Raw genomic sequence first — 20,472 nt, forward strand, 5'->3', positions numbered from 1 at the left:
GCGTCAACAGAGTGCCCGGGTCCCCACTGGTCGCCGGGAGCACGCTCTGCAGAAGTGCCTGACCAGCAGCAAACGAGTTCAAAAGAGGACTACTGTGCCTACCTACACCCCGAAGGCCGGTGACGTGACCCGCGAGTGGTACGTCATCGACGCCACCGACGTGGTGCTCGGCCGCCTCGCCGTCGCGAGCGCCAACCTGCTCCGCGGCAAGGGCAAGCCCACGTTCGCCCCGCACGTCGACGGCGGCGACTACGTCATCATCATCAACGCGGAGAAGGTCGCCGTCAGCGGCAACAAGCTGACCGACAAGCGTCTCTACCGCCACTCGGGTCACCCGGGCGGCCTGAAGTCCCAGAGCATCGGTGAGCTCCTGGCCACCAAGCCCGAGCGCGTCGTCGAGAGCGCCGTCAAGGGCATGCTCCCGAAGAACAAGCTGGGCAACGCCATCGCAGGCAAGCTCAAGGTCTACGCGGGCCCCAACCACCCGCACACCGCGCAGAAGCCGGTCAACTACGAGATCAAGCAGGTGGCCCAGTGACCAACGAGAACCTGAACGACGTCGACGTCGAGGTCATCGAAGAAGAGACCCTGAACGAGGACGGCAGCTACACCACGGAGTCCGTCGAGGTCGTCGAGACCGAGACCGCCACTCGCGGACCGGTCGTGCTCGACCGCCCGATCCAGACCGTGGGCCGCCGCAAGGAGGCCATCGTCCGGGTCCGCCTGGTGCCCGGCACCGGCGAGTTCACGCTCAACGGCCGCACCCTCGAGGACTACTTCCCGAACAAGGTGCACCAGCAGCTCATCAAGGCTCCGCTCGTCACCGTCGAGCGCACCGACGCCTTCGACATCCACGCTCGCCTGGTCGGCGGCGGCCCGTCGGGTCAGGCGGGCGCGCTGCGTCTGGCCATCGCGCGCGGCCTCATCGAGGTCAGCCCCGAGGATCGTCCGGCACTGAAGAAGGCCGGCTTCCTGACCCGCGACGCGCGTGCTGTGGAGCGTAAGAAGTACGGCCTGAAGAAGGCCCGCAAGGCCTCGCAGTACAGCAAGCGCTGATCGCTTCGGCTACTGTGGCTCGCCTTTTCGGCACCGACGGCGTCCGAGGCCGGGCCAACGACCAGCTCACCGCAGAGCTGGCGTTGGCCCTGGCCTCGGCCGCCGTTCGCGTTCTCGGTGCAAACGCTCGTTCCCGTCCGCGCGTCGTCGTCGGACGTGACCCCCGCGCCTCCGGCGAACTCCTGGAGGCCGCGCTGTGCGCCGGTCTGGCCGCGGCGGGCGCCGACGCCATCCGGGTGGGAGTGGTCCCCACCCCGGCCGTCGCCTTTCTGACGGCTGACTATCGGGCGGATTTCGGAGTGATGATCTCCGCCTCGCACAATCCCATGCCCGACAACGGCATCAAGTTCTTCGCCGCGGGCGGCCACAAACTCCCCGACGACGTCGAGGACGAGATCGAGGCGGCGATGCACGCCGACCAGCCCCGTCCCACCGGCGCCGGTGTGGGCCGGATCCGCGACGCCCAGGACGCCGCCGAACGCTACCTCGCTCATCTGGCCGAGTCGGTCCCGACCTCGCTCGACGGGTTGACGCTCGTGGTCGACTGCGCACACGGTGCGGCGTCCCATGTGGCTCCCCGCGCGTATGAGGCCGCCGGCGCCAAGGTCATCGCGATCCACGCCGAGCCCGACGGCCTCAACATCAACGACGGGTGCGGCTCCACGCACATGGACAAACTGCAGGCCGCCGTCCTGGAGTACGGCGCCGACCTCGGCCTGGCCCATGACGGTGACGCCGACCGGTGCCTGGCGGTCGACTCGACCGGTTCGGTGGTCGACGGCGACCGGATCATGGCGATCCTGGCGCTGGCGATGCACGAGGCGGGCCACCTGACCGACGGCGTCCTCGTGGCCACCGTCATGAGCAACCTCGGCTTGCACCTGGCGATGAAGAGCGCGGGAATCGAGCTCAAGGTGACGGGCGTGGGCGACCGCTACGTCCTCGAGGAACTGCGCTCGGGCGGTTACGCCCTCGGCGGTGAGCAGTCCGGCCACATCGTGGTCCCGGCCGTCGGAACCACCGGCGACGGAGTGCTCACCGGTCTCATGCTCGCCGCGCGGGTGGCGCAGACCGGACAGCGCTTGGCCGATCTGGCCGGGGTGATGACGGTTCTGCCGCAGGAGCTCATCAACGTCCCCGTCTCCGACAAACACGCCGTCGCAGTCGCCGAAGAGGTGCTCAGCGCGGTAGCGGCCGCCGAGTCCGAACTGGACGGATGCGGGCGCATCCTGCTGCGTCCGTCGGGAACCGAGCAACTCGTCCGGGTGATGGTGGAGGCGCAGACCCCCGAGTCGGCGCGCGGAATCGCCGAACGCGTGGCCGCTGTGGTCGCGGGCGTCTGACCAGCACCCCGCGATAGACACGCCCGACCCGGTCGGGGACGCGACATTTTCGGCGTGTCGCGGAACCGTGCGGGCGGCGCGTGCGTCCAATAGGCATGGACGCCGGAAGCAATGACTCGATCCACGTCGATCTGGACCAACTCGCGGACTTCACCGCCGCCCAGCAGCACATCGTGACGACGCTCGCGGAATGCGCCGCGGAACTCGACGGCGGCGGGATGTGCGACTGGGCCGATCACGGTCCGCCGCGTCGTGCGGCGGACGCCACGCTGGACCGGCTCCTCGATCTCGCCGCCCGGCTCCGTGGCTGCGGAGTCGCGGTGGACGCGGTGGCCGCGGATCTGGGGCGGGCCGGTGCGGCGTTCGCCGACGCGGAGTCGGCCGCGGCGTCGTGGGCGACGGGCCGGCCGGCATGACGGGCTCGTGCGCGGACGGTTTCGCGACGGTGATCGCCGCCTGCCGGGAACTGGGCCTGACCGCGGTGGACGAGGCGGCCGTACGCCGGCCTCATTCAGCGGTGGACGAGTTTCGGATGCCGGCATTCGTGGCGGATGCGCAACGGTTGAGCGACCTGGCCGACCGCCTCGCCCGCGCGGAGGGAGCAGCGGGTGCGACGGCGACAACGGTCGGGGAATGGTCCGGCAGATCCGGACACGCGGCGGGCAGCGCGGTACGGGTGGTGGCAGGCGACGTCGCCGATCTGCGGAGCCGGCTGACGCAGGGGGCGGCCGTGACCACCCACGCCGCTCGGGTCCTCGAAGAGGTGCTCGCACGCCACGCGGCGGTACTGGAGACGGTGTCCCGTCGCAGGCTGGGCGGGGTGGACCTCGACGCGGTACCTGCCGCTCTGAATGCCGGCGCGGTCACCGAAGGCGAACTGCGAGCCGAAGTGCATGCGCGTCTTGACTACGCCGACTCCGCGGGGGCGCTGGCCGCCGACGCCATCGCCGCAGCCCTCGCGGAGGTGGCCTCGGCATGGACGACCGACACCGGCTCGGCGGGCGAACTCGTACTGGCGGATCTGCGGTGACGTCTCCGGAGAACCGACTCGAGGCATTGTCCGCCGAATCCGCGAGCGGGTTCGAACAGGCCGGCCGACGCTACCGCGACCGTTTGGCAGCGGCGGCGCCCGCACCCCGCGAGGATCCGGTGCGCGTCCAGCGGCTCCGCGCCCGGCTGCGCGCCGACGCCGATGCGGCCGACGCCGTGCTCGGGCGGCTGATGCTGGCCGCAGGACTCGACGCGGCGCGGCCGCGCACGCGCGGACGGTGATCGGTCGGCACCGAGTCCCTATCCGCGATCGATGTCATAGGGTGGGAGCCGTGTTCGGGAACAACAAGGTCGTGGCGCCTCCGCCCGACAAGCTGATGAAGGAACTCGCGCGCCGCGGACCCAACAAGGTCGATCGCGGCGATCTCGGGATAGTCGGCATGTCCGGTCAGATCTTCGCACCGCGCACCGGCAGCGACCTTCCGGCAGTGGCGTTCGCGCACGGCTGGCTGGTGGGAAGTGCCCGCTACCGGGATCTGCTGTTCCACCTCGCCTCATGGGGCATCGTGGCGGCCGCGCCCGACGGCAGCCGGGGCCCGTTCCCGTCCGACATCTCCCTGGGCACCGACCTGCGCGCCGCGGCGACCGTCGCCGGCAGCGTGCAACTCGGCACCGGCCGGGTCCGCGTCGATCCGAACCGGATCGGGCTCGCCGGACACGGGTTCGGTGCCGCCGCCGCGGTCCGGGCCGCATCCGACGCCGTGCTGCTGGGCAGGCCGCCGATGAACGTCAAGGCGCTGGCGACCGTGTTCCCCGCGCCCACCACCGCCGACCTGCCTGCCGCGGCCGCGACCGTCCGGGTGCCGTCGCTGGTGCTGGCAGGCAGCGGACACCTGGCGTCGATGACCGGCAACGCACTCGACCTGGCGGAGAACGTCGCAGGCGATGTGGTGTTGCGCACACTCCCCGGAGCGGACGCGGGCGACCTCGTCGAGACGCCCTCGGTCAAGTCCCTCATCGGCATCAACGGCGCCGATCGAGCCGTCCACAAGGCGGTTCGGGCGCAGCTGACCGGCTTCTTCCTGCATCGGCTGACCGGCGACGAGAAGTACGCCGCCTTCTCCGACCCCGAGCTCACCATGGGCGACGCGCTCGCCGTCGACCTCGAGTCCGCCGACCGTCCCGAACTGGACACCGTGTCCCAGTTGCTCGGCGCTAAACCACGCTCCGCCTGACGCTATTCTTGGTACCCATGTGTGGAATCGTGGGATATGTGGGCAAGCGCGACGCGCTCGACATCGTCGTGGACGCCCTCCGCCGGATGGAGTACCGCGGCTACGATTCGGCCGGCGTGGCGATCCTGGACGGCAACGGTGCGGTGACGGTCGAGAAGAAGGCCGGCCGGCTGGAGAACCTCGACAAGCAGATCGCTGAAGTCGGCCGTGCGGCGCTCACCGGTCACACCGGTATGGGCCACACGCGCTGGGCCACGCACGGTCAACCGACCGATCGCAACGCGCACCCGCACCTCAGCACCGACCACAAGATCGCCGTCGTGCACAACGGGATCATCGAGAACTACGCGCCGCTGCGTGCCGAGCTCGAAGACTCCGGCATCGAATTCTCCTCCGACACAGACACCGAGACCGCGGTGCATCTGATGGAGCGCGAATACGCGTCGGGCCGGCACGCGGGCGATTTCGTGGCCGCCGCGTACGCCACGCTGCGGCGTCTGGAGGGCGCCTTCACCCTGGTCTTCACCCACGCCGACCACCCGGACACCATCGTCGCCGCACGCCGGTCCACCCCGCTGGTCGTCGGGGTCGGCGACGGCGAGATGTTCGTGGCCTCCGACGTGACGGCGTTCATCGAGCACACCCGCGACGCGATCGAACTCGGTCAGGACGAGGTCGTGGTCATCACCGCCGACACCTATGCGGTCACCGACTTCGACGGCAACCCGACCGGCGGCACCCCGTTCCACATCGACTGGGACCTGGCCGCCGCGGAGAAGGGCGGCTACGACTACTTCATGCTCAAAGAGATCGCCGAGCAGCCCGCGGCGCTCTCGGACACCCTGATCGGTCACCTCCGCAACGGCCGGATCGTGCTCGACGAACAGCGCCTGAGCGATCAGGACCTGCGCGACGTCGACAAGGTCTTCGTCGTCGCCTGCGGCACCGCCTACCACGCCGGACTGATCGCCAAGTACGCGATCGAGCACTGGACCCGACTGCCCGTCGAGGTGGAACTCGCCAGCGAGTTCCGCTACCGCGACCCGGTGCTCGACCGGTCGACGCTGGTGGTGGCGATCAGCCAGTCCGGCGAGACCGCCGACACCCTGGAGGCCGTACGCCACGCCAAGGACCAGAAGGCCCGCGTCCTGGCGATCTGCAACACCAACGGCGCGCAGATCCCGCGCGAATCGGACGCCGTGCTCTACACCCACGCCGGCCCCGAGATCGGGGTCGCGTCCACCAAGTGCTTCCTCGCGCAGATCGCCGCGGCCTACATGGTGGGCCTCGCACTGGCCCAGGCTGTCGGTACCAAGTACGCCGACGAGGTGACCCGCGAGTTCGAGGCACTGGAACAGATCCCGGCCGCGGTCGAGAAGGTGCTCGAGCAGATGGAGCCCGTCCGAGAGCTCGCCCGCGGCCTCGCCTCGGCCGACACGATCCTGTTCCTCGGCAGGCACGTCGGCTACCCGGTGGCGCTGGAAGGCGCGCTCAAACTCAAAGAACTCGCGTACATCCACGCCGAGGGTTTCGCGGCAGGCGAGCTGAAGCACGGCCCGATCGCCCTGATCGAAGACGGGCTGCCGGTGATCGTGGTGATGCCGTCCCCCGAGGGCCGGGCCCTGCTGCACTCCAAGATGATCAGCAACATCCGCGAGATCCAGGCGCGCGGTGCCCGTACGATCGTGATCGCCGAGGCCACGGACACCGCGGCGGCGGAGGTCGCCGACCATCTGATCCCGATCCCGCACACCGCGACCCTCCTGCAACCGCTGGTCTCGACGGTCCCGTTGCAGGTGTTCGCAGCCACCGTCGCCCAGGCGCGCGGCTACGACGTCGACAAGCCGCGGAACCTGGCCAAGTCCGTCACCGTCGAATAGCGATGAGGACCTCGTGGTGACCGGCTACTACACCGCCGCGCAGATCCGGGACGCCGAAGCCGCGACCGGCGATCTGCTCAGCGGTGGTGTGCTGATGGCCCGGGCCGCGAATGCGGTGGCGGCGCAGGTGAGCGCCGAACTGCGAGCGCGGACCGGCGGTGTCTACGGCCGGCGCGCGCTGTTGGTGGTCGGCGCGGGAAACAACGGCGGCGACGCGCTCTACGCCGGAGTTCGTCTGCGGCGGCGCGGCGTCAGAGTCGACGCACTCCTGCTCGATCCCGATCACGCGCACGGTGCGGGCCTGGCGGCGTTCCGGAGCGCCGGCGGCCGCGTGAGCGCCACCGTGCCGGACGAACTCGACATCGCCGTCGACGCCGTGGTGGGGCTCGGCGGCCGCGGCCCGCTGCGACCGCCGGCTGCGGAGGTCTTCGCGCGGATCGCGGACACGGGCGCGGCGGTGCTCTCCGTCGACCTTCCGTCTGGCGTCGATCCCGACACCGGCGTGGTGAACACACCGTCGGTGCGGGCCGACGTGTGCGTGACCTTCGGGGCGCCGAGGCTCGCCCACCTGCTCGCCGCGCCGGCCTGCGGCCGGGTGGTGGTGGCCGACATCGGCATCCCGGTACCGGCTGCACAGGTGACCAGTCCGAGCGATGCGGAGGTGGCCGCGCTGTGGCCGCTTCCCGGGCCGGGCGACGACAAATACTCGCAGGGCGTGGTCGGCGTGATCGCCGGGTCCGCGGTGTTCCCGGGGGCTGCGGTGCTCGCCACCTCGGCCGCGGTGGCCGCCACATCGGGCATGACCCGCTACGTCGGTCCGGCGGTCGACGAGGTGCTGGCGAAGTCGCCGGAGGTGGTCGCGGCGTCCACCGTCGCCGATGCCGGGCGAGTCCAGGCGTGGGCGATCGGCCCCGGAATCGGCACGGGTGAGCAAGCACACGATCTACTGGCAGATGTGCTCGGGACCGACCTTCCGACACTGGTCGACGCCGACGGGCTCACCGTGCTGGCGCGTGCGCCCGAGCTTCTGGCGGATCGGACCGCACCGACGCTGCTGACGCCGCACGCCGGGGAGTTCGCCCGGCTCGCCGGAGCCGAACCGGGGCCGGACCGGCTGAGCGCAGTGCGCGGCCTGGCCGAGAGGCTCGGGGTGACGGTGCTGCTCAAGGGCCGGATCACCCTGGTGGCCGACCCGGACGGTCGGGTCAGCGGCAACGACGCGGAGTCGTCCTGGGCCGCGACCGCCGGGGCGGGCGACGTGCTCACCGGCATCGCCGGATCGTTGTTGGCGGCGGGACTCCCCGCTCGTTCGGCCGGCGTCTGCGCGGCCCGGGTGCACGCGCGCGCCGCCGCGCTCGCGAGCGGAGGAGCGCCGATCAGCGCCGCCGCGTTGCGCGACGCGGTCGCGCCGACGCTCCGCCGTCTGCTGGATTTGCGAGAATAGGTGCGATGGACTCGCACGCTAACCTCTACGCCACTGTCGATCTCGACGCCATCGCCCACAATGTGGGCGTCCTGCGGGAGCGCTCGGGCTCCGATGTGATCGCGGTGGTCAAAGCCGATGGCTACGCGCACGGGGCGGTCGCCGTCGGCCGCACCGCGATCGGAGCGGGTGCCATCGCGCTCGGTGTGGCGCAGATCAGCGAGGCCCGCGCACTGCGCGCCGCCGGCATCGACGGGCACCTGATCGCCTGGCTGCACACCGCGGAGGCCGATTTCGCCGGGGCGATCGCCGACGGGATCGACATCGCCGTCTCCTCGCCTCGGCAACTGGAGCTGGTGCTGGCGCAGGCGCGCAGACTCGGCCGGACCGCCACGGTGACGGTGAAGCTCGACACCGGGCTCGCGCGCAGCGGCGTCAGCCCGGAGGAATGGGCGCAGACCGCCGACGCGGTGGCTGCCGCATGTGCGGAGGGCGCGATCAGCCTGCACGGTGTGATGTGTCATCTCGCCTTCGGCGACGTGCCCGACCATCCGCTCAACTCACAGCAGGCGCAGCGTGTCGACGATGCCGTCGCCGACCTGCGTGCGCGCGGCGTACGGCCGCAGCTGGTGCACATCGCGAACTCTCCGGCGGCGCTCACCCGGCCCGACCTGGCGCGCGACGCGGTCCGTCCGGGACTGTCGATCTACGGCTACTCGCCGGTCCCGGACATCGGCGACTTCGGGCTGATTCCGGCGATGACGCTGGAGACGCGGATCTCGCTGGTCAAGAGGATTCCGGCCGGGCAGGGCGTCTCCTACAACCACACGTGGGTCGCTCCCGCCGACACCGTTCTCGGCGTGGTGCCCGCGGGCTACGCGGACGGAGTTCCGCGCCTGCTGTCCGGCCGGTTCGGCGTGCACGTGAACGGCCGGATCTTCCCGAACGTCGGGCGGGTCTGCATGGATCAGCTGGTGATCGACCTCGGACCGGACGGCGGCGGCGTCGCCGAGGGCGACAGGGCCGTGCTGTTCGGACCCGCGGGCGCCGCGGGCGGCGCGCCGGTGCCGACCGCGACCGACTGGGCCGACACCATCGGCACGATCGACTACGAGATCATCTCCCGAATCGGTTCGCGCGCGGTGCGACGGTATGTCGGCGGTCCCGGGGGAGACGTCGATGCCTGACCGCGAGCGTGCGAAGCCGCGACGGAAGGCCGCATGGCGCTCGGGACTGTCGGAGGCGCGCTCGCTCGGCGCGGTGACGGCGGGCGGCGCCTTCCGCCGCCGCAAGCTCCGCAAGGCCGACGGGCGGATCGATCCGCACGCGGGCGTCGATTTCAAAGCGATCTACGCCGACGAAGCTGCGACGGTCACCGCCGACGACGGCGTGTGTCTCGCGGTCCGCACGGTGCTCACCGGCGGTCCCGACGTGCGCGGCGACCGCAAGTGGGGGCGCACCGCGACGCCCGAGCTGACCGTGGTCTTCGTGCACGGGTTCACCCTGCGGATGGCGGCCTGGCACTTCCAGCGGTTCGGTCTCGCCGAGCGCTGGGCGGGCAGGCACATCAAGATGGTCTTCTACGACCAGCGCGGCCACGGAGCGAGCGACCCGGCGTCCGCCGAGAGCTCTACGATGGCGCAGCTCGGCGACGACCTCGCCGCGGTGATCCGCACGATGGCGCCGACCGGACCGGTGGTTCTGGTGGGCCATTCGATGGGCGGGATGTCGATCATGTCGTTCGCGCGACGTCATTCGCGGATGTTCTCTCACAGCGGGCGCATCGCGGGCGTCGCACTGGTCTCCACGGCGGCCAGGGGCATCACCGAGGCCGGGCTCGGCGAAGGACTCAACAACCCGATCGTCGATGCGCTGCGCCTGTCGGTCCGCTACATCCCGGGCGCCGTGCAGGCCGGCCGGGGGATCACGCGCCGGGCGGTGGAACCGGTGCTCGTCGCGGCGAGTTTCGGCCACGACCACTACAGCCCGCGCGCCGGCCACGCCGTCGAGTCGATGATTCAGAACACGTCGATCGCGACCATGGTGAACTTCCTGCACGTCTTGGAGAGCCACGACGAGGCGACGGCGCTGCCGGTGCTCGCTCAGGTACCGACGGTGGTGATGTGCGGCGACGAGGACCGGCTGACGCCGCTGCCGAACTCACTGAGCATGTACGGACAGCTCGGTCACGACTCCCGCATGGTCATCGCGGAGGGCTGCGGGCACATGCTCCCCATGGAGGACCCGGAGCTGGTCACCGACGCCATCGACGACCTGGTCTCGCGGTCGCGCCTGGCGCTGGGCCGGCCGGTGCTGCCGTGGCGGCTCTCCGGCCGCGCGCGTTCGGACAAGCACGCACGATCGGAGCGACAGGGATGACGCCGCAGCGCACCTCCGGAACCCGCGACCTGCCCGAGGTGGCCGACACCGAAGACCTCGGCCGCGAGCTCGCCGCCGACCTCGGCCCGGGGGATCTGGTGATCCTCGACGGTCCGCTCGGTGCGGGGAAGACGGCGCTGACGCGCGGTATCGCCGCCGGGCTCGGCGTGGCCGGCCGTGTCTCGTCGCCGACCTTCATCATCGCCCGTCAGCACGCTCCCGGCGTGCCCGGCGGCACCGGCCTGGTCCACGTCGACGCCTACCGGCTGGGCGGCCTGGACGATCTGGACGCCCTCGATCTCGACACCGACCTCGACGACAGCGTGGTCGTGGTCGAATGGGGCGAAGGCGTCGTGGAGCGACTCGTCGACGAATACCTGATCGTCCGGCTGCGCCGCGACGACGACACCGAGACACGACATGCGACCTGGGAGTGGGTGAACCGATGACCGCGCAGCCGCCGATTCGGGCTCTGGCGCTGGACACCGCGACTTCCGCCGTGGTGACCGGCGTGGTGGAACTGCGCGACGAGGGGCCCGTGACGCTCGCGGAGCGGATCGTGACCGATCAGCGCCGTCACGCCGAAGTGCTCACGACCCTGATGCGGGACGTGCTCGCCGAGGCGGGTGTGGCGGGCGACGCCCTCGACGCCGTGGTCGTCGGTTGCGGTCCCGGACCGTTCACTGGGCTGCGCGTCGGAATGGCCACCGGAGCGGCGTACGCCGACGCGCTCGGCCTTCCCGCCTACGGAGTGTGCACCCTCGATGCGATCGACCGCGGCACGCCTGCGCCGGAGGCGGGGACGCGACTGGTGCTCACCGATGCCCGTCGCCGCGAGGTGTACTGGGCGCTGTACGAGGCCGGTCGGCGTGTCGCGGGACCGGCCGTCGACTCACCCGACACGCTGGTCGCGGAACTGGCGGGTCGCACGCTCTCCGACGTGGTGGGGGAGAGCAGATTCACCGAGCGCTTCGGCGCGGCGGGCGCCGACCTGGTCACACCGACCCCGGCCTCGCTGGTCGCCGTCGCCGCCGAGCGACTCACCGCTCGGGCTCCGGCCGAGCCTCTGACGCCGTTGTACCTGCGCCGCCCGGACGCCGTCGAACTCAAGGACCAGAAGCGCAAGTCGCTGCTGCCCTCGGCGACACATGAGTGAGGGCCCCGGCCCGGTCGTCGACGAACTGACTCCCTCCGACCTGGCCCGATGTGCCGAGATCGAGCGGGAACTCTTCGCCACGGATTCGCCGTGGCCGCTGACCGGCTTCGTCGCCGAACTGCGGGCGCCGCACAACACCTACTTCGCGGTGCGCACCGCCCCGGGCGTCCCGGTCTCCGGCTACGCGGGTATCAGCGTGCTGGGCCGTGCCGGCGACCACGAGTGCGAGGTGCACACCATCGCGGTCGACGCCGCCTGCCAGGGGCGCGGCTACGGGCGGGCTCTGCTCGACGCGTTGCTGCGGGTTGCCGACGCCGTCCACGCGCCGGTATTCCTGGAAGTGCGCACCGACAACGTCCCGGCGATCGCGCTGTACGAGCGCAGCGGATTCGAGGTGGCGGGAGTGCGACGCAACTACTATCAGCCGTCCGGCGCGGACGCGTACACGATGGTGCGCGCCGCGCGCCGGGCCGGCGACGAACACAGCGGCGACGAACACAGCGGCGACGAACACAGTAACGACGAACCGGGCAATCACCGGCCGGAAGGGCACGCGACCTCATGATCGTGATGGGTATCGAGAGCTCCTGCGACGAGACCGGAGTCGGTGTCGTCGAATGGGACGGCGAGACGGCGACGCTGCTGGCCGATGAAGTGGCATCGTCGGTGGACGAGCACGCGCGGTACGGCGGCGTGGTCCCGGAGGTCGCCTCGCGGGCCCACCTGCAGGCGATGGTCCCGACGATGCAGCGGGCGCGTGAGGCGGCCGGGATCGACCGGCCCGACGCCATCGCGGTGACGATCGGACCGGGGCTCGCCGGAGCCCTGCTGGTCGGCGTCGCCGCGGCCAAGGCGTACGCGCTGGCCTGGGATGTGCCGCTGTACGCGGTCAATCACCTCGGCGGACATGTCGCGGTCGACACCCTCGAGCACGGTCCGATGCCGCCCGCGGTGGCGCTGCTGGTCTCCGGCGGGCACACGCATCTGCTCGGTGTGCAGAACCTGTCACAGCCGATCGTCGAAATGGGCACCACCGTCGACGACGCCGCGGGGGAGGCCTTCGACAAGGTGGCGCGGCTGCTGGATCTCGGTTACCCGGGGGGTCCCGCACTCGATGCGGCCGCCCGTGACGGCGATCCCGCCGCGATCACGTTCCCGCGCGGCATGACCGGGCCCCGTGACGCGCCGTACGACTTCTCCTTCAGCGGTCTCAAGACGGCCGTCGCGCGATACGTGGAGGGCCGGGTCCGGTCGGGTGCCCCCGTGTCGGTGCCCGACGTCGCCGCGTCGTTCCAGGAGGCGGTCGCGGATGTGCTGACCGCCAAGGCGCTGCGCGCATGCCGTGATCGCGGCGTCGGCACCCTGGTCTTGGGCGGCGGTGCGACCGCCAATTCGCGGATCCGGTCGCTCGCGGCCGAGCGGACCGCCGCCGCGGGTATCGAACTGCGCGTGCCGAAGCCGAGGTTGTGCACCGACAACGGCGTCATGGTCGCCACCCTGGGAGCCCACGTGATCGGCGGCGGCGCCCCTCCGTCGCCTCTCACCGTGGCGACCGATCCCGGGATGAGCGTGCAGATCAGCAAGCTCTGAGCTGCCGCGACCGGCTCGGACGCCGGGGCCCTTGATGTGCTGGCACTCTCATGGGTAGAGTGCTAGTTGGCATCCGAAATGCAGCGCCGCGGCACCCGCGACGACGTGGCAAAGCGACCCGGTGCCGCGAACTTCCCATCAGTTACATGAAGGAAAAGGAACTGACATCGTGGCGAGCGTGAACATCAAGCCGCTTGAGGACAAGATCCTCGTTCAGGCCGTCGAGGCTGAGACCACCACTGCTTCCGGCCTGGTCATCCCGGATTCGGCCAAGGAGAAGCCGCAGGAGGGCAAGGTCATCGCTGTCGGCGAAGGCCGCGTCACCGATCAGGGCAACCGTATCCCGGTCGACGTCAAGGAAGGCGACGTCGTCATCTACAGCAAGTACGGCGGCACCGAGATCAAGTACGCAGGTCAGGAATACCTGATCCTGTCGGCCCGCGACATCCTCGCGGTGGTCGGCTGACGCCAGTCGGCGGACAGACACAGATCAGCCCCGGTTGAGTTCGATCTCAACCGGGGCTGATCGCTGTCTGAGGCTCGATGTCCGGGGCGTTCGGGTCTCGCACAGCGACCGCGCCCCGGGACGCTCAGCCGGCCAGGCGCCGGGGATTGCGTCGCCGCATCAGATTCCGCTCGGACTCGGTGAGGCCGCCCCAGATCCCGTACGGCTCGTCCACACGCAGGGCGTGCGCACGACACTGCTGCAGCACGGGGCAGTCGGCGCAGACCTGCTTGGCGCGCCGTTCGCGCTGCATCCGCGCCTGGCCGCGCTCACCCTCGGGGTGAAAGAAGACCGACGATTCGAGCCCTCGGCATCTGCCTTGCATCTGCCAGTCCCAGAAGTCGGAGTTGGGGCCGGGCAGTCTGTCGATTGTGGTCGTCAATCTTCGCTCCTGAATGAGAAACGCTCTTACCTACGACGCTCACGGTATGTGCGTCCGGAAAAGCGAGTCAACTCGTTCTCCGGTCTCGAATCACTGCGATTAAAAGCGAACAAGTGAACGCCCGGTGACGTGACGGGGACCACGGCGGTCTCGGCGGGCGACGGATACTCCGACTCTATGTCGCCCTTTACCTGCGATTTTGTTGATCGAGGGCGGAGGCGCCGGGCCGGTCGAACGGCGCGGCGCCTCGGTGGGAGGATGGACTGCAATCGTACGAAGGTTACGTCGGAGATAACGGGAGTTGTCGACTGCGGCAATTCTGCTTCCACGTGATCATCTTTTGTTAGTCGAAATGAAATCTTCATTCTGCGCGCAGGCGCCGGTAGTGAAAGGTGAATTGCGAATGTCGGATCAGTGGAACGACGCATTCGGCGTCGACGCGCCGCCGGAGTGTCCGCCGGGGGGCGATCGCTGGGCGCGTGCGGTTCGGCTCGGGGCGCTCGGCAGGGCCGCCGCGGCGCGTGCGCTGATCGCCGACCTGCTCGCCGATCCGGCCACCGGCGCCGGGGTCACCGCACTGGCACTGGCGACTCGCGCGTCGCTCACGCGGCAGGCCGGGGGTCACGGGTACGCGCGAGCCGATGACGGTGCGGCACTGCGCGTCGCGGTGAGCGCGGGAGCGGAGGAGAGCCGCTGGGCCGCCGTCGCTCGAGTGGACGCCCTCGTCGGGCTGGCCGCGGACGGGTTGGGGATCGGCGACTTCGCCGGCTCGGCCCGGCTCCTGGAACGCGCGGCGGCAGAATCGGCGGGCACAGTATCGACGGCGGCCCGCGGGAACTGGGTGCTCGACGGCCGTCCGGCACTGCGCCTGGCGTGGGTGCGTACCGAACTGGCCCTGTACACCGGCCGGTCCGACGCCACGGACCTCGCGGCGCGGGCGCTCGAGTTGTCCGCCGAGGCACCGTCGGTGCGCCATCGGCTCAAGACCGCACTGATCGCCGCTGCCGCCGACGCGGCCTCGGGCCGGGTCGAGGCGGCGGAGCAGACGGCGCGGAACGTCGCAGGCGACTGCGCGGCGGCCGGACTGGCGCCGCTGGAGTGGGCAGCACGCAGCATGCTTGCCTCGTTCGCCGCCGACCGGGACGAGCAGAGCCGGGCGGTGGCCGCCATCCAGGAGAAACTCATCGGCCTGGGCATGGGCTTCGCGCCCTTGGCGGGTTCGGCGCACGCGGCTCGGTACGCTTGATTGATGACTGATCTAGGCGAACCACACGGCGCACCGCGGTCAGTAGTCTCCCGAATGCGTAACACCCGGGCACCTAAGCGGCGATGAAACTTACAGGTGATGCGTTGGGCCAGGCGGTCCGTGCGGCGGCCGATGGTGACCGCGCTGCGCTGACCTCAGTGCTCGACAGTGTGCGGGAACCAGTCCTGCGCTACTGCCGAGGACGAATCGGTGCCGGAGAACGACACTTGTTCTCCGCTGACGACGTGGCTCAGGAGGTGTTGATGGCGGTGATGACGGCGTTGCCCCGGTACGAAGACCGGGGGCGTCCCTTCATGGCGTTCGTCTATGGCATCGCCTCGCACAAGGTCGCCGACGCGATGCGTTCGGCGGCCCGCGTGAAGTCAGATCCGGTAGAAGACGTCCCCGACTCGCTCGACTTCTCGAACGGGCCGGAACAGGCTGCCCTCGAATCAGATGCCTCGAGGCAGATGCGAGATCTTCTCGGCACCCTTCCCGAGAAGCAACGCGAGATTCTGGTGCTTCGGCTCGTCGTCGGTCTCTCCGCTGAGGAGACCGCGGACATGGTCGGCAGCAGCCCGGGAGCGGTGCGAGTGGCACAGCATCGGGCGCTCACCAAGCTCAAGAAACTCATGACCCCAGGAGGTGAACGTCGATGACGGAGGACGAAATGCCTACCGGTCCCATCGACGTGGGCGCGGTGCACCACGACGACGAATTCATCGACGATCTCGCGGCAGGCAGGGCCGCCCGGATCGGCGACGACGCCGAGTACCGGCTCGCCGGTCTGCTCGCGCAGTGGCGCGCGGAGTCGTTGGCCGGGCCGGTTCCGAGCACGCCGACGATCGCCGACATCGAGACGGCCATCGCTCGGGCCAACGAGCGGGAGCGTCGCGGCGGACTGGCGCGCAGGCTCCGGGTGGTCTCGGGTGCCGCCGCCATCCTGGCGGTCGCCGGTGCCGGCCTGCTCGTGCTGTCGGAGGGATCACAGCCCGGCGATCCGCTGTGGTCGGTGAAGCAGGTGGTGTTCTCCGAGCAGGCGCAGCAGACGCAGTCGCGGATGAACGCCGAGCAGAACATCGCCGAGGCCAAGAAGGCGCTCGCCGCGGGCGACACCGTCAAGGCCCGCGAATTGATCGCGAAGGCCGAGAAGGACATCGGCCCGCTCAAGGACAAGTCCGAGGCCGATCAACTGCGCAGCCTGATCGAGGACGTGCGCAGGCAGGACCCGAGTGCGCTGATTCCGCCGCTGTCGTCCCTGCCGTCGCTGCCGTTGCCGACCTCCGCCACCAGCCCCGACGTCCCGGACCCGACCGTGATGCTGAAGCCGCCGGGCTCCTCCAGCGGTTCGAGCAGCCCGAGCACCGCGCCGTCGACCACGCAGGAACCGTCCACGAGCAAGACGGACACGGACAAGCCGACGACCACCACGTCGTCGGCGACGGCGTCGGCGTCGGTGACGACCACCGCGCCGTCGGAGAGCATCCGCTGACCCGAGGGGCCGCGAGGTAGTCCGAACAGCGAGAGGGACCGTGATCGACGATCACGGTCCCTCTCGTGTGTCCGGAGTTCGTTCCCCTGCGGATCAGTAGCGTTCGTGATAGCGCAGTGAGGCGTCGGCGTACCCGCGGCAGTAATCCCAGGTGACGTAGTCGTCGGGCTCGGGATCCACCGCGGGCTCGTGCGGTCGGACCGTGCCGTCCACGAGCAATTGGCGCAGATTGGAGCGCAACATGTCCCAGTCGTGGTAGTGATCTTCGCGACAGTCCTCGCACATCACTACCAGGCCCCGCACACCGCGCGGCGCGAGGAGGCGTTCGTACACATCGAGGTCGGCGAGATCCTCTTCCACCGCGGTGCGTTCACCCTCGTCAAGAGGGATTCCCGGGTCGAGCGCGTCCAGGGCCGACGCAGGGTCGTTCGGGTCATCGGCGAAGGGGTCCGGCGGGAGTCCGGGGAACTGGTCATGCACGTCCTCCACCGTAGCCGATAACCGGGCGGACAGGCTTCCTCAATCCACAGCGGATACGATGTGCAGATGACGCAGGTTCGCACTGGTGGAGATGATCCCGACAAGGTCGCAATGCTCGGCCTCACCTTCGACGACGTACTGCTGCTCCCGGCGGCGTCGGATGTCGTCCCGAACGCCGTGGACACCTCGTCCAGGCTGACCCGGGAGATCACCCTCCGGGTCCCGCTCGTCAGTTCGGCGATGGACACCGTCACCGAGGCCCGGATGGCGATCGCGATGGCGCGCGCCGGCGGTATGGGCGTGCTGCACCGCAACCTCTCGATCGAGGCGCAGGCCGCCGCCGTCGAGACCGTGAAGCGCTCGGAAGCGGGCATGGTCACCAACCCGGTCACCTGTCTGCCGACCAACACGCTCGCCGAGGTCGACGCGATGTGTGCGCGGTACCGGATCTCGGGTCTGCCCGTCGTCGACGCGTCCGGCGATCTGGTCGGCATCATCACCAACCGCGACATGCGATTCGAGGCCGACGAGACCCGGCCGGTGTCCGAGGTGATGACTCCCGCGCCGCTGATCACCGCGTCCGAGGGCGTCTCCGCCGAGGCGGCGCTCGGTCTGCTGCGCAGGCACAAGATCGAGAAACTGCCGATCGTCGACGGCAACGGCAAGCTGACCGGACTGATCACGGTCAAGGACTTCGTGAAGACCGAGCAGCACCCCGACGCCACCAAGGACGCCGACGGCCGGCTGCTGGTGGGCGCGGCCGTCGGAGCGGGCGACGAGGCGTGGAATCGCGCGCTCGCCCTCGCCGAGGTCGGCGTCGACGTGCTCGTGGTCGACAGCGCCCATGGCCACTCGCGCGGGGTGCTCGAGATGATCGCCAAGCTCAAGGCGGAGGTCGGCGGCCGCGTCCAGTTGATCGGCGGCAACGTCGCGACTCGGTCGGGTGCGCAGGCGCTCATCGACGCGGGCGTCGACGCGGTCAAGGTCGGCGTCGGCCCCGGCTCCATCTGCACCACCCGCGTCGTCGCGGGCGTCGGCGCGCCCCAGATCACCGCGATCCTCGAGGCCGTCGCCGCGTGCAAGGCGGCCGATGTCCCGGTGATCGCCGACGGCGGTCTGCAGTACTCGGGCGATGTCGCCAAGGCGCTGGCCGCCGGTGCCTCGACCGCCATGCTCGGCTCGCTGTTGGCGGGTACCGAGGAGTCGCCGGGTGAGTTGATCCTCGTCAACGGCAAGCAGTTCAAGAGCTACCGCGGCATGGGCTCGCTGGGTGCGATGCAGGGGCGTGGCCAGGGCAAGTCGTACTCCAAGGACCGCTACTTCCAGGACGACGTGCTCGCCGAGGACAAGCTGGTCCCCGAGGGCATCGAAGGTCGGGTGCCGTTCCGCGGACCGCTGTCGCAGGTGATCCATCAGCTCACCGGCGGCCTCCGCGCGGCCATGGGCTACACGGGGTCGCAGACCATCGCCGACCTGCAGAACGCGCAGTTCGTGCAGATCACCGCAGCGGGTCTCAAGGAGTCGCACCCGCATGACATCACCCTCACCGCCGAGGCGCCCAACTACTATGCACGCTGAGCCGGTTTGCGGCGCGACCGCCGCAGCCCCGCTCGCCTGAGTTTCCACTAGAAAGGCGCAATGGTGCGTGACCTCGTCGAATTCGGCATGGGCCGGACGGCTCGCCGAACGTACGAACTAGAAGACATCTCGATCATCCCGTCCCGGCGGACGCGGTCGTCGAAGAACGTCTCGACCGCATGGCAGATCGATGCATACCGCTTCGAATCGCCGATCCTGAACCATCCGACCGATGCGCTCGGCTCGCCGGAGTCGGCCATCGCGATGGGGAAGCTCGGTGCGCTCGGCGTGCTGAACGGCGAAGGCCTCTGGGCCCGCCACGAGCACGTCGAGGACAAGATCGCCGAGCTGGTCGAGATCGCGGAGAAGAATCCGGACCCGTCCGCGGCGATCCGTCGTCTGCAGGAGCTCCATCGCGCCCCGATCAACCTCGACCTGCTGTCGCAGGCTGTCGCCCGGGTGCGGGAGGCCGGTGTCACCACGGCGGTCCGGGTGAGCCCCCAGCACGCCCCCGAACTGACACCCGCGCTGATCAAGGCGGGCGCCGAGATTCTGGTGGTGCACGGCACGATCATCTCCGCCGAGCACGTGGTGCTGGTCGACCGCGGCCACGAGGACGGACTCGTCGCCGAACCGCTCAACCTGAAGACCTTCATCTCCGACCTCGACATCCCGGTGATCGCCGGAGGCGTGCACGACCACCGCACGGCACTGCATCTGATGCGTACCGGCGCCGCGGGCGTCATCGTCGGATACGGCTCCACGGAGGGATCCACCACGACCGGTGAGGTCCTCGGCATCGGGGTCCCGATGGCGACCGCGATCGCCGACGCGGCCGCGGCCCGTCGCGACTACCTCGACGAGACCGGTGGACGCTATGTGCACGTGATCGCCGACGGCGACATCCACACTTCGGGCGACCTCGCCAAGGCGATCGCGTGCGGTGCCGACGCCGCGGTGCTGGGCACACCGCTCGCCGCCGCCGACACCGCTCCGGGCCGCGGCTGGTTCTGGCCGTCGGCTGCGGCGCACCCCGACACTCCGCGCGGTGCGTTGCTGCAGGTGGCGATCGACGAGGAGCGGCCTTCCCTCGAGACCGTGCTGAACGGACCGTCCGACGATCCGGACGGCCTGCTGAACCTGGTCGGCGGCCTCCGCCGGTCCATGGCGAAGGCGGGTTACTCCGATCTCAAGGAGTTCCAGAAGGTCGGCCTCTCGGTCCGAGCCTGACCTCGCGACGCCAGGCGTCGCCCACTCGGTGAGCCGAGACCCCGGAGTACCGGGGTCTCGGCTCTCTTGGTCTGCGACATGGTCGTGAACAGTCCTGAGTCGTTTCGGGCTGATACCGATCAGTTTCGGTGCCGGCGGCTGTCAATACTGGTGACAGCATCCGACGACAGGAGAACCGTCATGTCATTCCAGGCATACCTCGACACCATCGAGATCAAGACCGGGCACACCCCACGCGAACTCGTCGAGCAGGCAGCCGAACGCGGTTTCGGCCCGGGCACCAAGGCCGGGCCGATTCTCGAATGGCTGAAGGACGAGTACGGGCTCGGCCGTGGACACGGCATGGCGCTGGTCCACGTCATCACCAAGGGGCCGAAGATCAGCGCGAAACACGTCGGGACGTCCGGCCCGCACCGCGATGCCGGCGACACGCTGTGGCTCGACGGGGCGGCGACGAACCCGTCACGCTGACGCGGGCGGGAGGCGGAGGCCATCGTTCGTCGTTGA

Annotated in this window: 24 protein-coding genes; 22 read left to right on the plus strand and 2 right to left on the minus strand. The window is 70.0% G+C overall.

The window, feature by feature from the left end; genetic code table 11:
• Positions 1-94 precede the first annotated feature (94 nt).
• From rplM to groES, 16 genes are all read left to right on the plus strand, one after another.
• Positions 95-538 carry a 50S ribosomal protein L13 gene (gene rplM, locus P5P27_RS04785; protein ID WP_006897159.1) on the plus strand — a complete coding sequence of 148 codons (444 nt, stop codon included), beginning with the start codon at positions 95-97 and terminating at the stop codon, positions 536-538.
• Positions 535-1,056, plus strand: coding sequence for a 30S ribosomal protein S9 (gene rpsI, locus P5P27_RS04790; RefSeq protein ID WP_006897160.1), 522 nt, complete (start codon positions 535-537; stop codon positions 1,054-1,056). The genes rplM and rpsI overlap by 4 nt, the downstream gene beginning before the upstream one ends.
• A gap of 14 nt (positions 1,057-1,070) precedes the next feature.
• A complete protein-coding gene (gene glmM, locus P5P27_RS04795; RefSeq protein WP_062367114.1) occupies positions 1,071-2,399 on the plus strand; it encodes a phosphoglucosamine mutase in 1,329 nt (442 codons plus the stop codon).
• 95 nt (positions 2,400-2,494) lie between these two features.
• Positions 2,495-2,815 (plus strand): hypothetical protein, encoded by a 321-nt coding sequence (locus tag P5P27_RS04800; RefSeq protein WP_006897162.1) that lies wholly within the window; start codon positions 2,495-2,497, stop codon positions 2,813-2,815.
• Entirely contained in the window at positions 2,812-3,429 is a 618-nt protein-coding gene (locus tag P5P27_RS04805) for a hypothetical protein (RefSeq protein WP_101841721.1), read from the plus strand. Before P5P27_RS04800 ends, P5P27_RS04805 begins: the two co-directional genes overlap by 4 nt.
• A complete protein-coding gene (locus P5P27_RS04810) occupies positions 3,426-3,671 on the plus strand; it encodes a hypothetical protein (protein ID WP_006897164.1) in 246 nt (81 codons plus the stop codon). Before P5P27_RS04805 ends, P5P27_RS04810 begins: the two co-directional genes overlap by 4 nt.
• 50 nt (positions 3,672-3,721) lie before the next feature.
• The gene (locus P5P27_RS04815; RefSeq protein WP_006897165.1) at positions 3,722-4,624 is read left to right on the plus strand and encodes an alpha/beta hydrolase family protein; all 903 of its coding nucleotides are present in this window, start codon (positions 3,722-3,724) and stop codon (positions 4,622-4,624) included.
• 17 nt (positions 4,625-4,641) lie between these two features.
• Complete coding sequence (gene glmS / locus P5P27_RS04820; RefSeq protein WP_045540802.1) at positions 4,642-6,504, plus strand: glutamine--fructose-6-phosphate transaminase (isomerizing); 1,863 nt, start codon at positions 4,642-4,644, stop codon at positions 6,502-6,504.
• 13 nt (positions 6,505-6,517) lie between these two features.
• Positions 6,518-7,948 carry an NAD(P)H-hydrate dehydratase gene (locus tag P5P27_RS04825; RefSeq protein WP_222111262.1) on the plus strand — a complete coding sequence of 477 codons (1,431 nt, stop codon included), beginning with the start codon at positions 6,518-6,520 and terminating at the stop codon, positions 7,946-7,948.
• 5 nt (positions 7,949-7,953) lie between these two features.
• On the plus strand, positions 7,954-9,114 hold the full coding sequence (gene alr / locus P5P27_RS04830) for an alanine racemase (protein WP_278126635.1): 1,161 nt from the start codon (positions 7,954-7,956) through the stop codon (positions 9,112-9,114).
• Positions 9,107-10,306 carry an alpha/beta fold hydrolase gene (locus tag P5P27_RS04835; RefSeq protein WP_006897169.1) on the plus strand — a complete coding sequence of 400 codons (1,200 nt, stop codon included), beginning with the start codon at positions 9,107-9,109 and terminating at the stop codon, positions 10,304-10,306. The genes alr and P5P27_RS04835 overlap by 8 nt, the downstream gene beginning before the upstream one ends.
• Positions 10,303-10,755 (plus strand): tRNA (adenosine(37)-N6)-threonylcarbamoyltransferase complex ATPase subunit type 1 TsaE, encoded by a 453-nt coding sequence (tsaE, locus tag P5P27_RS04840; protein ID WP_006897170.1) that lies wholly within the window; start codon positions 10,303-10,305, stop codon positions 10,753-10,755. Before P5P27_RS04835 ends, tsaE begins: the two co-directional genes overlap by 4 nt.
• Positions 10,752-11,462 (plus strand): tRNA (adenosine(37)-N6)-threonylcarbamoyltransferase complex dimerization subunit type 1 TsaB, encoded by a 711-nt coding sequence (gene tsaB, locus P5P27_RS04845; RefSeq protein ID WP_006897171.1) that lies wholly within the window; start codon positions 10,752-10,754, stop codon positions 11,460-11,462. The genes tsaE and tsaB overlap by 4 nt, the downstream gene beginning before the upstream one ends.
• On the plus strand, positions 11,455-12,027 hold the full coding sequence (rimI, locus tag P5P27_RS04850) for a ribosomal protein S18-alanine N-acetyltransferase (RefSeq protein ID WP_278126638.1): 573 nt from the start codon (positions 11,455-11,457) through the stop codon (positions 12,025-12,027). Before tsaB ends, rimI begins: the two co-directional genes overlap by 8 nt.
• Complete coding sequence (gene tsaD, locus P5P27_RS04855) at positions 12,024-13,052, plus strand: tRNA (adenosine(37)-N6)-threonylcarbamoyltransferase complex transferase subunit TsaD (RefSeq protein WP_278126639.1); 1,029 nt, start codon at positions 12,024-12,026, stop codon at positions 13,050-13,052. Before rimI ends, tsaD begins: the two co-directional genes overlap by 4 nt.
• Before the next feature lie 169 nt (positions 13,053-13,221).
• The gene (groES, locus tag P5P27_RS04860) at positions 13,222-13,518 is read left to right on the plus strand and encodes a co-chaperone GroES (RefSeq protein ID WP_006897174.1); all 297 of its coding nucleotides are present in this window, start codon (positions 13,222-13,224) and stop codon (positions 13,516-13,518) included.
• 124 nt (positions 13,519-13,642) lie between these two features.
• Here groES and P5P27_RS04865 read toward each other — a convergent pair whose 3' ends face one another.
• Positions 13,643-13,882, minus strand: coding sequence for a WhiB family transcriptional regulator (locus P5P27_RS04865; RefSeq protein WP_045540292.1), 240 nt, complete (start codon positions 13,880-13,882; stop codon positions 13,643-13,645).
• A 460-nt stretch (positions 13,883-14,342) separates the two neighbouring features.
• Here P5P27_RS04865 and P5P27_RS04870 point away from each other — a divergent pair, with 460 nt between their 5' ends.
• From P5P27_RS04870 to P5P27_RS04880, 3 genes are all read left to right on the plus strand, one after another.
• Positions 14,343-15,185 carry a hypothetical protein gene (locus P5P27_RS04870; RefSeq protein ID WP_278126640.1) on the plus strand — a complete coding sequence of 281 codons (843 nt, stop codon included), beginning with the start codon at positions 14,343-14,345 and terminating at the stop codon, positions 15,183-15,185.
• Between the two features lie 83 nt (positions 15,186-15,268).
• Positions 15,269-15,844 carry a sigma-70 family RNA polymerase sigma factor gene (locus P5P27_RS04875; protein WP_278126642.1) on the plus strand — a complete coding sequence of 192 codons (576 nt, stop codon included), beginning with the start codon at positions 15,269-15,271 and terminating at the stop codon, positions 15,842-15,844.
• Between the two features lie 11 nt (positions 15,845-15,855).
• A complete protein-coding gene (locus tag P5P27_RS04880; protein WP_051999664.1) occupies positions 15,856-16,677 on the plus strand; it encodes an anti-sigma-D factor RsdA in 822 nt (273 codons plus the stop codon).
• A 93-nt stretch (positions 16,678-16,770) separates the two neighbouring features.
• Here P5P27_RS04880 and P5P27_RS04885 read toward each other — a convergent pair whose 3' ends face one another.
• Entirely contained in the window at positions 16,771-17,157 is a 387-nt protein-coding gene (locus P5P27_RS04885; protein ID WP_039867726.1) for a DUF5319 domain-containing protein, read from the minus strand.
• A gap of 66 nt (positions 17,158-17,223) precedes the next feature.
• On the opposite strand from P5P27_RS04885, the gene guaB reads away from it, so the two are divergent.
• The 3 genes from guaB (at position 17,224) to P5P27_RS04900 (ending at position 20,436) form a co-directional block, all read left to right on the plus strand.
• Complete coding sequence (guaB, locus tag P5P27_RS04890; protein WP_006897180.1) at positions 17,224-18,735, plus strand: IMP dehydrogenase; 1,512 nt, start codon at positions 17,224-17,226, stop codon at positions 18,733-18,735.
• A 63-nt stretch (positions 18,736-18,798) separates the two neighbouring features.
• Positions 18,799-19,965: a GuaB3 family IMP dehydrogenase-related protein gene (locus P5P27_RS04895; protein WP_039867727.1), complete on the plus strand. Its 1,167-nt coding sequence runs from the start codon at positions 18,799-18,801 to the stop codon at positions 19,963-19,965.
• Between the two features lie 180 nt (positions 19,966-20,145).
• Entirely contained in the window at positions 20,146-20,436 is a 291-nt protein-coding gene (locus P5P27_RS04900; protein WP_006897182.1) for a DUF4287 domain-containing protein, read from the plus strand.
• Positions 20,437-20,472: the final 36 nt, after the last annotated feature.

The organism is Gordonia sihwensis, assembly GCF_029632925.1.
Classification (GTDB): Bacteria; Actinomycetota; Actinomycetes; order Mycobacteriales; family Mycobacteriaceae; genus Gordonia; species Gordonia sihwensis.